This is a genomic window from Rhodococcus sp. B50, assembly GCF_013602415.1.
GTDB lineage: Bacteria > Actinomycetota > Actinomycetes > Mycobacteriales > Mycobacteriaceae > Rhodococcus.
On sequence record NZ_WPAG02000002.1, the window covers coordinates 725,261 to 738,682 of the forward strand.

Here is a 13,422-nt window from a genome sequence, read left to right on the forward strand (position 1 = left end):
GGTGTACTGGTGACCACCGTTCCCTGGTTGACGATCCTGTGGGTGCTACCCCTGCTCGGCGCTGCCGTGATCGCGACCCTACCCGCACGACTGAGCTCCGCCGTCAGGGTGTTCGCCCTCGCGGTGTCGATCGCCGTCCTGGTGGTCGCGGTGATCGTCGCCGTCGGATTCGACCGTGCGGGTGAACGTTTCCAGTTCGTCGAATCGCACGACTGGATCCCGTCGTTCGGTGCCGGCTACCGCCTCGGAGTCGACGGGATCGCCCTGGTGCTCGTCCTGCTCACCGCCGCACTCGTGCCGTTGCTCCTGGCCGCCGGGTGGCACGACCATCGCGCCGCCGACGAGGAGGCCGGCGCGGCGCGCCCCCGATCCGCCCACACCTATGTGGCCCTGATCCTGCTCGTCGAGTCGATGGTGCTCGTGTCCTTCACCGCCCTGGACATCCTGCTGTTCTACGTCTTCTTCGAAGCGATGCTCGTCCCGATGTACTTCCTCATCGGCGGATTCGGCTCCCCGAGAACACCGCGAGCCGATCGGGCGCGCGCCGCCGTGAAGTTCCTGCTGTACAACCTGCTCGGCGGACTGGTGATGCTCGCCGCGTTGATCGGCTTGTACGTGGTCACCGCCCGGTCGGGGCTGGGAGAGACCGCAGGCGTGGGCACCTTCGACGTCCGGACCGTCACCGCTGCTGCCGTCGCCGGCGACCTCGACGCGACCCCCGCCGTGCTCGGCGCGCTGTGCTTCGGTTTCCTCGTCGCGTTCGCGGTGAAGGCCCCGCTGTGGCCGTTGCACGGATGGCTGCCCGACGCGGCGGTCCGGACCACCCCGGTCGCCGCGGTGCTCATGATGGCCGTGGTCGACAAGGTCGGTACGTTCGGGATGCTGCGCTATTGCCTGCAGTTGTTCCCCGACGCCTCGGTGACCTTCGCGCCGGTCGTGGTGACGCTCGCCGTCATCGGCGTCGTCTACGGGGCCATGCTCGCGATCGGCCAGACCGACGTCATGCGCCTGATCGCCTACACGTCCATCTCGCACTTCGGGTTCATCGTCCTCGGTATCTTCGCGCTGACGGCGCAGGGGCAGGCCGGCTCCACCCTGTACATGGTCAATCACGGAATCTCCACGGCCGCACTGTTCCTCCTCGCCGGTTTCCTCGTCTCGCGGCAGGGTGACCGCACGATCGCGGCGTACGGCGGCGTACAGAAGATCGCGCCGGTCCTCGCGGGGACCTTCCTCGTCGCCGGACTGGCGACCCTGTCGCTGCCCGGACTCGCCCCGTTCGTCAGCGAATTCCTCGTCTTCGTCGGCACCTATCCCCGCTATCAGGTGGCGGCGGTGATCGCGACGCTCGCGCTCGTGCTGTCCGCGTTGTACGTGCTGTGGCTCTACCAGCGCATGATGGGCGGTCCCGTGCGTCTGCCCGGCGGGGACGACGGCGCCGAGCACACACGCAGGATCTCCGATCTCGTGCCTCGGGAGGTCGCGGTGGTCGCGCCGTTGATCGCGTTGCTGCTCGTGCTGGGGATCTATCCGAAACCTGCGCTCGACGTCATCACCCCCGCGGTCGACGACACGCTCGTCTCGATCGACATCTCCAGACCGGAACCGGTGGTGCCCGCCGAACGTCCGGTCGCCGAGAGTGGCGTTCCCGCACACGGTTCCGAGGAAGGTGAAGCCGAATGAACCCCTCCGAGGACATCGTCGTTCTTGCCGCGTCCCTTCCCGCCCCGCCGATCGACTACGGTCTGATCGCGCCGATCCTGATCGTGTTCGCCGCGGCCGTCGTCGGCGTGCTCGTCGAATCCTTCGTGCCGGCCCCGGCGCGCTATCTCGCCCACGTGGTCCTGACGACGGTCGCGCTCGTCGCGGCGTTCGTCGCCGTCGTGATGCTCGCCGGAACCCGCGCGACCACCCTGTCGGGGGCGGTCGTGATCGACGGTCCGGCGCTGTTCCTGCAGGGATCGGTCCTGATCGTGTCGTTGCTGTCGGTCGCGCTGGTCGCGGAACGCAGCATCGAACCGGTTCGCGCGCAATCCGTTTCCCGTGCGGCGGCCAGTGCACATCTCGACGCGTTCGCACCTCAGGCATCGGCGATCCCGGGTACCGCCGCCGAACGGCAGGCACTCGCGGCGGGCGGCGCACGGACCGAGGTCTTCCCGCTCCTGCTGTTCGCGGTGGGCGGGATGCTCGTGTTCCCTGCCTCGAACGACCTGCTGACGATGTTCGTCGCACTCGAGGTGCTGTCGCTGCCGCTGTACCTGCTGTGCGGGCTCGCGCGGCGCCGACGGTTGCTCTCGCAGGAAGCCGCGTTGAAGTACTTCCTGCTGGGGGCGTTCTCGTCGGCGTTCTTCCTGTACGGGGTGGCGATGCTCTACGGCTACGCCGGCACCGTTCACCTCGGCGGGATCGCCGCAGCGATCGACACGGGGGCGGGCAACGAGACCACAGCGCTCGTCGGGGTGGGTCTGCTGACCGTCGGACTACTGTTCAAGATCGGAGCGGTGCCCTTCCACTCGTGGACACCGGACGTCTACCAGGGGGCGCCGACCCCCGTCACCGCGTTCATGGCCGCCGCGACGAAGATCGCCGCGTTCGGCGCACTGTTGCGCGTGCTCTACGTCGCGGTCCCCGGTTCCGCCGACCAGTGGCGGCCGATCCTGTGGGCCGTCGCGATCGCGACGATGGTCGTCGGTGCGGTCCTGGCGGTGACGCAGAACGACATCAAGCGCATGCTCGCGTACTCGGCGATCAGCCACACCGGATTCGTGCTCACCGGCGTCGTCGCCGGCACTGCGTCCGGAGTGTCGTCGACACTGTTCTACCTGTTGGTCTACGGCATCGGAACGGTCGGTGTGTTCGCCGTCGTGACCCTCGTCCGCGACCCGGACGGTGAGGCCTGGGAGTTGTCGCGGTGGGCCGGCGTCGGACGGCGCTCACCGCTGCTCGGAGGGGCGTTCGCGCTGTTCCTGTTGTCGCTGGCGGGCATTCCGCTCACCAGCGGGTTCATCGCCAAGTTCGCGGTCTTCGGCGCGGCGATCGCGGGAGGTGCGGCTCCGCTCGTGATCGTCGGTGTGCTCGTCAGCGCGGTCGCCGCGTACTTCTACGTGCGGGTGATCGTGCTGATGTTCTTCACCGAACCGATCGCCGACGCCCCGCAGCTCGCGACCTCCACCGTGGCGACGAGCGCCGCGATCGCCTTCGCAGCGGTGGCGACGGTGCTGCTCGGAATCCTGCCGCAACCCGTCCTCGACCTCGCCGAGCAGGCAGCGGTGTTCGTACTCTGACCAGGAACGGGGTGCGCGGTGGGAATGCCGGGGCTCCCGTATCGGTTCCACCACCCGAGGAGGCGTAATGACCGATACACGCACGGCGATTCTGGCAGGCGGATGCTTCTGGGGCATGGAGGAGCTGATCCGGCGGCAGCCCGGGGTGGTGTCGACACGGGTCGGCTACACCGGTGGGCAGAACGATCACCCCACCTACCGCAACCATCCGGGGCACGCGGAGTCTGTCGAGATCGTCTACGACCCCGCACGCACCGACTACCGGGCACTGCTCGAGTTCTTCTTCCAGATCCACGATCCGACCACCGTGAACCGGCAGGGCAACGACGTCGGAGCGTCCTACCGTTCGGCCGTCTTCTACCTCGACGACGAGCAGAAGCAGGTCGCGGTGGACACCATCGCCGACGTCGAGGCGTCCGGTCTGTGGCCCGGCAAGGTGGTCACCGAGGTGACTCCCGCGAGCACCTTCTGGGAAGCCGAACCCGAGCACCAGGACTATCTCCAGCGCTACCCGAACGGGTACACCTGCCACTTCCCGCGGCCGGGCTGGAAGCTGCCGAACAGTCGCATCGCCGACGCGGCGAACTGAATCGCGCGCACGGGCCGTTCGACGGGAACTGCCCGTGCGGCCGGCAGTCGCTGTTCGTCGGCGTTTCCGCGGGTCCGTATCGTGGTGGTACCGGTTGTGACGACACTACGGAGGAGTACTCGATGGGAATGTTCGGCAAGGCTATGAAGAGCGCCGCCGCGGTCAAGGCGATCCAGATCGTCCGACGTGAGGCGGCCAAGCCGGAGAACCAGCGCAAGGCCAAGGAGATGCTCGCGAAGCTGCAGCAGAAGCGTCGCGGTTCCCACTAGCTGCCGCTCGACATATGAGACCCGCCGGACAGGCGGAGAGAAGGTGAACCGTGCTGCGGTTCTTCCTCGTCGGTTTTCTGGGCCTGACTCTGGTGCTGGTCGGTGTGATCGCCGCAGTCGGAGGGTGGGGCTGGTGGGTGCTGGTGGCCCTCCTGGCGTTCCTGCTGGTGCTCGGACTCTACGATCTCGTACAGCGGCGACATTCGGTGCTGCGCAACTATCCGGTGCTCGGCCACATGCGATACCTGCTCGAGAGTGTGCGCCCGGAGTTGCAGCAGTACTTCGTCGAGCGGAATTTCGACGGACGACCCTTCGACAGGGACGTACGCACCGTTGTCTACGAGCGTGCCAAGGGCATTCACGGCGAGTTGTCGTTCGGCACCGAACGTGACATCTACGAGGTCGGGTACGAATATCTCGTTCACTCGACAGCGCCGGTGCCCGAACCCGACGAACCGCCGCGGGTGAGCGTCGGCGGGCCCGACTGCACCCGGCCGTACGCGATGTCGCTGCTGAATGTCTCGTCGATGAGTTTCGGCGCACTGTCCGCGAACGCGATCCGGGCGTTGAATGGTGGGGCTGCCGCAGGCGGATTCGCCCACGACACCGGAGAAGGCGGGCTCACGCCGTATCACCTCGAAGGCGGTGGCGATCTGGTCTGGGAGATCGGATCCGGCTACTTCGGGACGCGTGACCGCGACGGCAGATTCGACCCCGCGGAGTTCGCCGACAAGTCGGCTCACGATCACGTCAAGGCGATCTCCCTCAAGCTCAGTCAGGGGGCGAAGCCCGGGGTGGGCGGCGTGCTCCCGGCGGCGAAGGTGAGCGAGGAGATCGCACGCTATCGTGGGGTTCCGGCCCACGAGAAATGTATCAGTCCCGCAGCGCACACGGCCTTCACGACACCGCGCGAGCTGGTCCGCTTCCTCACCGAACTCCGGGAGTTGTCCGGAGGGAAACCGGTGGGTTTCAAGCTCTGTGTCGGCTCCCGTGTCGACGTACTCGCGATCTGCAAGGCCATGCTGGACGAAGGGACGGCACCCGATTTCGTCATCGTCGACGGAGCCGAGGGTGGCACCGCCGCAGCACCCCTCGAATACGAGGACAACGTGGGTCTGCCGCTCACCGACGGGTTGATGACGGTCCACAACGCCCTCGTGGGCACCGGATTGCGGGATCGCATCCGGATCGGCGCGAGCGGCAAGGTCGCGACCGGAAACGACATGGTGAAGCGGCTGATCCAAGGTGCGGATTACACCAACTCGGCCCGGGCGATGATGATGGCGCTCGGATGCATCCAAGCGCAGCGTTGCCACACGAACAGGTGCCCGGTCGGAGTGACGACCCAAGACCCGAAACGGGCGCGAGCCCTCGACGTGGCGGACAAGGCATTACGAGTGCAGCGGTACCACGCGAGCACGGTGCGCCAGGCCGTTCAGCTCATCGCGTCGATGGGCGTCGACGAACCCGGCGGACTCACGACGGACATGCTTCGGAAGAAGGTGTCGCCGACCACCGTTCGCTCCTACACCGAACTCTACGAGTGGCTCGCGCCGGGCGAACTCCTCGCCGATCCACCGTCCACCTGGGCAGCGGATTGGCATGCGGCCACGCCGGATTCGTTCCGCCCCCGGTCTCGCTGGTGACGGGTCCTCACGACAGGTGCTGCTTCACGAGGGTGAATTGCTGGACATCGATGAGGCGACGTCGGAAGTTCGCGGCACAACCGGTCAGATACTTGATGTATCGCTGGTAGACCTCCTCGGAGGCCATCCGGACCGCATCCTCGTGACGCGACTCGAGGGCCTGCGCCCACAGGTCGAGCGTGCGGGCGTAATGGGGTTGCAGGGACTCGATGTTCTGCACCCAGAAACTGTTGCGTTGCGCGCCGGTGATGACCAGGTCCCGGTCGGGGAGCTGCCCGCCAGGGAAGATCTCCCGCATGATGAACCTCAGGAACAGCGCGTCCTCGCGGGTCACCGGCACCTTCATCGCCTCGAGTTGGGCGCGGGAATGACCGACGATGGTGTGCAGCAGCATCCGGCCGTCGTCGGGCAGAATGCGCGTGGCGCGTTCGAAGAAGCTGTCGTACCGCTGCCGGCGGAAATGCTCGAACGCTCCGATGCTGACGATGCGGTCCACAGGCTCGTCGAATTCCTCCCAGCCTTGTAGACGAACCTCGGCGGTACGGCCGCCGGTCGACATGCCCGAGAGCAGACGGGACACGTGCTCGTACTGGTTGCGGCTCAACGTCAAACCGATGACGTGCACGTCGTATCGCTCCGCCGCCCGCATCATCGTCGAGCCCCACCCACAGCCGATGTCCAGCAGAGTCATTCCGGGCCGGAGATCACACTTGCGTAGGGCAAGGTCCACCTTCGCGATCTGAGCTTCCTCGAGGTTCATGTCGTCGCGCTCGAAGTAGGCGCAACTGTACGTGCGGGTGGGGTCGAGGAACAGTTCGAAGAAGTCGTCGGACAGGTCGTAGTGGGTCTGGACCTTCTCGTAGAACGGCGTCAGCTTCTGCATTCGGACCTACTCTCCGCGAGGAGTGGCATGCGAGTTCCGGTGTCGGCGTCGATGCATCCGAGGGACACACCGCTTTCGGTCGATAGTGCTCCGTCAGAGCGCCTCATCACAGAGGAACGGCGATTCCTGGTGCAGTTGTCCGACTCGGGAACACGGGCGCGCTGCCGCTACTCGGTGGCGTCAGCCTGCACGGACGGATGCCTCGTCGACGACCGGCACGATGTCGAACGCGTCCTCCAGTTCTTCGAGGGCCGTATCGAAATGGTCGAGCAGAGGCTGCAGTTGCGGCAGGCTGCGACTGCACGAGGTCAGGCCGAAGGCGATCGCGTCGTCGGTGCTCGTGCACGTGATGTTCAGTGCCTGACCGTCGACGGGCACGGACAGCGGATACACCGCGTCCACGCGAGTGCCGTTCCAGTACAACGGATCCGGTGATCCCGGCACGTTCGAGACGATGACGTTGAAGGGCGGTCGCGGGAGTGCGCGATTGCGGGTGAGAATGCCCACCGCCAGCGGCGCGACACCGAGCGCACTGGTCGCCAACCGGGACAGCGTGGACATGCCCTGCATGGAGGCCTTTCCCGCCGTGGTCGACGCCGAGACCCGGGCCAGCCGGTCGGCGGGATCGGTCAGATCCGTACCCAGATCCGCCATCAGGACGCCGAGTTCGTTTCCTGCGCAGTCTTTGTCGGGTCGCAGGCAGACAGGGACCATCGCCACGAGCGGCCTGTCGGGCAGTGCCTCCTGCTCCGAGAGAAGGGTGCGCAGTGCTCCCGACGACATGGCCAGGACAACGTCGTTGACGGTCACGTCGGCCGCCCTCGCCACGGTACGCAGACGGGCGAGCGGCCACGATCGGGCTGCGAACCGGCGCGTGCCCGAGATGGGCACGTTGATCACCGTGTTCGGTGCGGCGAGCGACAGCGATCCACCCCCGCCGCGCAGTGCCCTGTTCACGGTGCCCGCCAATGCGGGCACGAAGCCCGTGACCTCGGCGGTTGCGGTCCGCACCGCCTGCAACGCGGCTTCGGGGAGATCGAGCGTGGTCCCGGACGAGTGGGGGCGGCCCGGCGTGTCGAAGGGGGCCCACGGCGCCGGCATGTCGGTGCGCTCGGAGTCCGGACTCAGGGCGCGGCGCAGCAATTTCATCGCACCCACGCCGTCGGCGAGTGCGTGGTGGATCTTGGTGTAGACAGCCAGTCGGCCGTCCGCGAGGCCCTCGATGATGTGCATCTGCCACAAGGGCCTGCTCCGGTCGAGCAGGGTGCTGTGTAAACGGGAGACGAGATCCCACAGTTCGTCGAGGCCGCCCGGTTGCGGCAACGCGTTGCGCCGCACGTGGTACTCCAGGTCGAAGTCCGCGTCCTCCTCCCATGCCCATTGGCCGAAGGTGCCCAGGGACCGGGCCGCGCGCTTACGCCACAGCGGGGCGACCTCGCCGCTTTCTGCGGCGGTCGTGAACAGTGCGCCGAGATCCGCGGCGGTTGTACCGTCCTGGGGACTCAGAAGGATCAATCCGCCCACATGCATCGGATGATCACGGGACTCCCCGAGAAGGAACATCGAATCGGTGGGCGACATGGGTAGACGCATATGAACGTTTCCTCCGCTCGGAACACCGAGCAGTTCGTGGCGAGACCCCCTGCTGCCCCGCCGGCATGTACGCCAAACCATGACCCCCGTCACAGGTTTATGACGCGACACAACTAATACGCGATCCCGGCCCATGTCGCCAAGTCCGGGTGTCCGATTTCGTACCAAAACGACGTTTGTTGTCCGATTTGCGAATGTGGGGCCGACTCGATCTCGTCGTCGAACACCCTGTGCCGATCTGCGGGCTGGAAAGGGAGTCATCGCGACTTCTGCAGGTCGGACACCGCCCAGCGGCCTTCGCCGCGAAGTTCGAGGACGCGGTCGTGGAAGGCGTCGAGAGTGCTGCGATGTCCGACGCTGACGATCACGGCATCGGGTAGCGCTTCCCGCATCGTCCGGTACAGCGCGTGCTCGAGGCCCTCGTCGACCGCGGCGGTGGCTTCGTCCAGGAACACGATCGCCGGAGCCGACAGCAGGATCCGTGCGAACCCCAGCCGTTGCTGCTCGCCCGGGGAGAGGGTGCGCGCCCAGTCGGTCTCGGCATCGAGGCGCTCGGCGAGATGTCCGAGCTGGACAGTGTCGAGCGCTGTGCGTATCGCTGTGTCGTCGTGGTCCGCCGCGCGTGGATAGGTGACCGCGTCGCGCAGGGTGCCGAGCGGGAGATAGGGATGCTGGGACAGGAACAAACCGTCGCCGGCCGGGCGGTCGACCTCACCTCGCGCATACGGCCACAGCCCCGCAATCGTGCGGAGCAGGGTGGTCTTTCCGCTGCCCGACGGCCCGCGTACCAGAAGTGCTGCGCCTGCCGCGACACCCAGCGACAACTCCGTGACGAGCGGATCGCCCGCCGGGGTCTCCACGGACAGGTTCGTCAGTTCCAGCCGATCGTCGTGCGCCTCGACCGAGACGGCGGGCAGCGCGGTGGCCTGCCGTGTGGTGTCGAGCAAGCCGTTCAGGCGGATCGTGGTGGCGCGGAACGCCGCGAAGTCGTCGTACGACTCGCGGAAGAACGACAGTGAGTCGTGAACCTGCCCGAAAGCGTTGCTCGTCTGCATCACATCGCCGAGGGTCACCTGACCGGCGAACAGACGCGGTCCCTGTACGAGGAACGGGAAGATCACCGCGGTCTGGTTGACCGCCAAGTTGAAACCGTTGAACTTCAGTGTCCGGAACACGATGCGCCACCAGTTGCGGATCACCGCGGCGAACCGGGCGAGCAGGCCACCGCGTTCGACGCCCTCACCCCGGTAGAACGCGATCGATTCGCCGTACTCGCGTACCCGCACCAGGGCATAGCGGTAGGTCGCGCCGAGCTTCTCGTTCAGGAAGTTGAGCATGATCAGGGGGCGGCCGATCCAGAAGGCGACCGTCGTGGTGACGAGCACGTAGACGATCACGAGAAAGACCATTGCGCGCGGGATCTCGGTGCCGAAAATCGTGACCGGTCCAGACAGATCCCACAGGATGCCGGTGAAACTGACGATGGACAGCACTGCTGTCACCGCCCCCATCGACAGAACGCGTGTGGTCGTGACGAAATCCGTGATGTCGACCTGGATGCGTTGATCGGGGTTGTCGACCGGGGACGACACGAATCGATCCTTGTAGAAGGAGCCCGAGCCCAGCCAGTCGTCCACGAGCCGGTCGTTCAGATGTGTGCGCCACCGGATGTCGAGCGTCTGCCCGAGGAGGTAGTCGACCAGTGCTCGGACCACGTGGATCGCCGCCAGGATCGCGAAGACCCGCATGAAACGCCAGAAGGCCGACTCGTCCAGATTCTGGATCGCCGTGTAGAAATCGTTGTACCAATAGGAGAACAACACGCTCATCCGCACTGCGAACACCGTCAGCAACAGCACGATCGCGGCCAGGGCGGGACCACCCGTACCGTTGCGCGGGTCGAAATAGGAGGCGGCGATGCGCCACCACTGGCGGCCCCAGCGCGTGAATCGCACGATCACGACGATCACGGCGACGAAGACCAGGGCGGTGATTCCGAAGGCTTTCGCCGTCCACAGGATGCTGTCGACGACAACCGATCCCCAATTCAGCATCTCGGACCTCCGACACCTGCCAGTGGACGTCGATCCTTTCAAGGATCACCCCGCGCGGCGGTTGTGGGAATGCCCGGACGCCGAATCGCGTAGGTCGCTCCCGTGATCGGTCACTCCTCGTCCCCGCGATTGCGACGACGCCACTGCACGGCGGCCGTGAGCAATCGGATCCCGAGCGCCAGGAAGATCAGATTTGCGACCATCTGCACCGACACGACGGCTCGCGCGGTCTCGGTTACCGCGGAGATGTCCCCGAATCCCACCGTGGAGAAGACCGTCAGACAGAAGTACAGGGCATCGACGCGGGACAGTGGTTCGGTGAAGTTGTCCGGATGCGCCACGGACATGCGGAGGTAAAGGGTTGCGAAGACCACGAGATAGGCGGACACGATCGTGGTGAGTGCCTCGACGGCCTGGACCGCCGGGTACTCCGACGCGAGAATCCTGCGGATCTGCCACCAGCCGACCATCAGGACCGCAGTGCCGCCACCGACGAGCGTCAGGACCTCGGATGTGCTGCGGACATGCTCGACCGGAAACACGAAGTAGACGCTGACCAGCACGAAGGCGGTGAGCGTCGGACGTGCTATCGCGGTCAGGAGCAACCGTCTCCGCTCCCGCGGGTCCGGTATTCGCGGAGAATCGACCATGACGATGCCCGTTCCGGAATGGTGACTTTCGCCCCTACGGTATCGATCGGGTCGAGGCGACGATGGGAAGACCGGAGTATCCGATCCGGCCCGAAAGGTCGACGCGGAGCGGCGAAGCGTGGGGAGTCATCGATGACCGAACACAACCTGTGGGTTCGACCGATCGGCGAGGTGGGTGCCACCGATGCGCCGACGGTGGGCGGTAAGTCCGCGAACCTGGGCGAACTGACCCGCGCCGGGTTCCCGGTACCCGCCGCGTTCGCCGTCACCACCGACGCGTACCTCGATGCGATGGGGGCTGCCGGGACACGAACCGAACTGGCCGCCGAGGCGGTGCCCGCGCCCGACATCGACGACGCCACGCTCATCCGCACGTCTGCCGCCCTCGCAGCCCTGGTGACCGAGTCGCCCGTCCCGGACGAGATGCGTGCGGCGATCGTCTCCGCCTACGAACGCCTCGGACCCGATGTCCCCGTCGCGGTGCGGTCGTCGGCTCCGGCGGAGGATGCCTCCGACACGTCGTTCGCCGGGATCCACGAGTCCTACACGAACATCATCGGCGCCGATGCGGTGGTCCGCGCGGTGCAGGCGTGCTGGGCGTCGTTGTGGTCCGAACGTGCCCGTACCTATCGCGGGCTGCGCGGAGTCACCGACGAACCGTCCATCGCGGTGGTCGTGCAGGTGATGGTGAAATCCGAGTCCTCCGGTGTGGCATTCACCGCCGACCCCCGCACCGGCGACCTCGACCGTATCGTGATCGAAGCGGCGCTCGGTCTCGGCGAGGTCGTCGTCGGCGGACAGGTCGAGCCCGACACCTACGTCGTCGCCAAGGACGGCTTCGAAGTGCTCGACGTCCACCTCGGTCACCAGGAGTTCCGGATCGCCTCGACCGACACCGGGGACAGCCGCGTCGCGGTCGATCCCACGCGCAGCACCCGGGTGCTCGACGACGATCAGCTCGGGCGCGTCGCACGGCTGGCCGCAGGAGTGGAACAGCACTACGGACGGCCGCAGGATCTGGAATTCGCGTTCGCGAACAACGAGTTGTGGATCGTGCAGACGCGCCCCATCACCACACTCGACCAGCCGGCAGCTGCCGCCTCGTCCGGCAACGGCGAAGCACGACCGTTGCTGACCGGCCTCGGCGCCGGTCCCGGGACGGCGACCGGGCGCGTACGGGTGCTGCACGAGCTCGTCGACGGGAAGCGCCTGAGCGACGGCGAGATCATCGTGGCGCCCATGACCCGGCCGGACTGGCTGCCGATCCTGCGGCGCGCCGGTGGCATCGTCACCGACGGTGGCGGTATCACCTGCCACGCCGCCATCGTCGGACGTGAACTCGGCAAGCCCGTCGTGGTCGGTGCCCGGACCGCCACCACCGAGCTGCGCGACGGGCAGCTGATCACCGTGGACGGCAACGCCGGGGTGGTGTTCGACGGGGCGGTCCACACGGCCGAGCGGCCTGCGGCGACGACATCCGCACCGGCGACATCGACTGGTGCCGCCGAAACGGTCACGGCCACAGCGATATACGTCAATCTTGCCACCCCCGACGCCGCAGAGGCGGTCGCCGCCACCGATGTCGACGGCGTCGGCCTGCTGCGCGCCGAGTTCATGATCACCGAAGCACTCGCAGGGGAGCACCCCTCGCACATGATCGCGCAGGGCCGTCGCGAGGAATACGTGGAGAAGATGGCGGGAGGCGTCGCGATGATCGCGGCAGCGTTCGCGCCACGCCCGGTGGTCTATCGCGCGATCGATCTGCGCAGCAACGAGTTCGCCGACCTCGAAGGCGGCGAGATCGAACCCCACGAAGAGAACCCGATGATCGGATACCGTGGGTGTTTCCGGTACGTGCGGGATCCGGAACTGTTCGCCCTGGATCTCGATGTGCTACATCGTGTTCGGAGCACGCACCCCAACGTGCACCTGATGATTCCGTTCGTGCGCACCCGCTGGGAACTTCGGGACTGCCTTGCCCAACTCGACCGGCATCCACTCGGATCCGACCAGCGAATGCTGCGCTGGATCATGGCCGAGGTCCCTTCCGTCGTCTACTGGCTGCCGGAGTACGCGAAGCTCGGAATCGACGGCGTGTCGATCGGCAGCAACGACCTCACGCAGTTGATGCTCGGTGTCGATCGGGACTCGGAGGTGTGCAAGGACCTGTTCGACACCCTCGACCCGGCCGTGCTCGACGCGATCGACCACATCATCGAACGGGCCTCGGCCGCGGGACTGACGACGTCGTTGTGCGGGCAGGCCGTGTCGACCAGCACCGATCTGGCCGAGCATCTCGTGCGGCGCGGTATCACCTCGGTGTCGGTCACGCCCGACGCTGCAGCGCAGACGAGACGGACCGTGGCGCGAGCGGAGCAGCGTATCCTGCTCGACCGCGCCCGCAGCGCGGAGGCGTGAATATCGGCGCCCGCTACCCGGTGGGCCTCTCGGCAG

General features: G+C 66.7%; 10 protein-coding genes. 6 read left to right on the forward strand and 4 right to left on the reverse strand.

Annotated elements, in window-relative coordinates:
• Positions 1 to 9 precede the first annotated feature (9 nt).
• The 5 genes from GON09_RS03745 (at position 10) to GON09_RS03765 (ending at position 5,788) form a co-directional block, all read left to right on the forward strand.
• A complete protein-coding gene (locus GON09_RS03745) occupies positions 10 to 1,683 on the forward strand; it encodes an NADH-quinone oxidoreductase subunit M (protein ID WP_213930658.1) in 1,674 nt (557 codons plus the stop codon).
• Positions 1,680 to 3,284, forward strand: a complete 1,605-nt coding sequence (gene nuoN, locus GON09_RS03750) for an NADH-quinone oxidoreductase subunit NuoN (protein ID WP_213930659.1) — start codon at positions 1,680 to 1,682, stop codon at positions 3,282 to 3,284. Before GON09_RS03745 ends, nuoN begins: the two co-directional genes overlap by 4 nt.
• Positions 3,285 to 3,351: 67 nt before the next feature.
• Positions 3,352 to 3,873, forward strand: coding sequence for a peptide-methionine (S)-S-oxide reductase MsrA (gene msrA / locus GON09_RS03755; protein WP_213930660.1), 522 nt, complete (start codon positions 3,352 to 3,354; stop codon positions 3,871 to 3,873).
• Positions 3,874 to 3,995: 122 nt separating this feature from the next.
• A complete protein-coding gene (locus tag GON09_RS03760) occupies positions 3,996 to 4,142 on the forward strand; it encodes a hypothetical protein (RefSeq protein WP_186455093.1) in 147 nt (48 codons plus the stop codon).
• A gap of 50 nt (positions 4,143 to 4,192) precedes the next feature.
• The gene (locus GON09_RS03765; protein WP_213930661.1) at positions 4,193 to 5,788 is read left to right on the forward strand and encodes an FMN-binding glutamate synthase family protein; all 1,596 of its coding nucleotides are present in this window, start codon (positions 4,193 to 4,195) and stop codon (positions 5,786 to 5,788) included.
• A gap of 7 nt (positions 5,789 to 5,795) precedes the next feature.
• Here GON09_RS03765 and GON09_RS03770 read toward each other — a convergent pair whose 3' ends face one another.
• The 4 genes from GON09_RS03770 to GON09_RS03785 all read right to left on the reverse strand — a co-directional run bounded on the left by GON09_RS03770 (position 5,796) and on the right by GON09_RS03785 (position 10,923).
• The gene (locus tag GON09_RS03770; RefSeq protein WP_213930662.1) at positions 5,796 to 6,671 is read right to left on the reverse strand and encodes a cyclopropane mycolic acid synthase family methyltransferase; all 876 of its coding nucleotides are present in this window, start codon (positions 6,669 to 6,671) and stop codon (positions 5,796 to 5,798) included.
• 180 nt (positions 6,672 to 6,851) lie between these two features.
• A complete protein-coding gene (locus tag GON09_RS03775; RefSeq protein ID WP_244865371.1) occupies positions 6,852 to 8,264 on the reverse strand; it encodes a WS/DGAT/MGAT family O-acyltransferase in 1,413 nt (470 codons plus the stop codon).
• A gap of 257 nt (positions 8,265 to 8,521) precedes the next feature.
• The gene (locus GON09_RS03780; protein ID WP_280521654.1) at positions 8,522 to 10,315 is read right to left on the reverse strand and encodes an ABC transporter ATP-binding protein/permease; all 1,794 of its coding nucleotides are present in this window, start codon (positions 10,313 to 10,315) and stop codon (positions 8,522 to 8,524) included.
• A 113-nt stretch (positions 10,316 to 10,428) separates the two neighbouring features.
• Positions 10,429 to 10,923 (reverse strand): potassium channel family protein, encoded by a 495-nt coding sequence (locus GON09_RS03785; RefSeq protein ID WP_307854301.1) that lies wholly within the window; start codon positions 10,921 to 10,923, stop codon positions 10,429 to 10,431.
• Positions 10,924 to 11,100: 177 nt separating this feature from the next.
• Here GON09_RS03785 and ppsA point away from each other — a divergent pair, with 177 nt between their 5' ends.
• On the forward strand, positions 11,101 to 13,386 hold the full coding sequence (ppsA, locus tag GON09_RS03790) for a phosphoenolpyruvate synthase (protein ID WP_213930665.1): 2,286 nt from the start codon (positions 11,101 to 11,103) through the stop codon (positions 13,384 to 13,386).
• The last annotated feature ends 36 nt before the right edge of the window (positions 13,387 to 13,422 follow it).

Coding starts and splice junctions, on each gene's coding strand:
- nuoN (WP_213930659.1), top strand. CDS start 1,680: ATGAACCCCTCCGAGGACATCGTCGTTCTTGCCGCGTCCCTTCCCGCC.
- ppsA (WP_213930665.1), top strand. CDS start 11,101: ATGACCGAACACAACCTGTGGGTTCGACCGATCGGCGAGGTGGGTGCC.
- GON09_RS03760 (WP_186455093.1), top strand. CDS start 3,996: ATGGGAATGTTCGGCAAGGCTATGAAGAGCGCCGCCGCGGTCAAGGCG.
- GON09_RS03775 (WP_244865371.1), bottom strand. CDS start 8,264: ATGCGTCTACCCATGTCGCCCACCGATTCGATGTTCCTTCTCGGGGAG.
- GON09_RS03770 (WP_213930662.1), bottom strand. CDS start 6,671: ATGCAGAAGCTGACGCCGTTCTACGAGAAGGTCCAGACCCACTACGAC.
- msrA (WP_213930660.1), top strand. CDS start 3,352: ATGACCGATACACGCACGGCGATTCTGGCAGGCGGATGCTTCTGGGGC.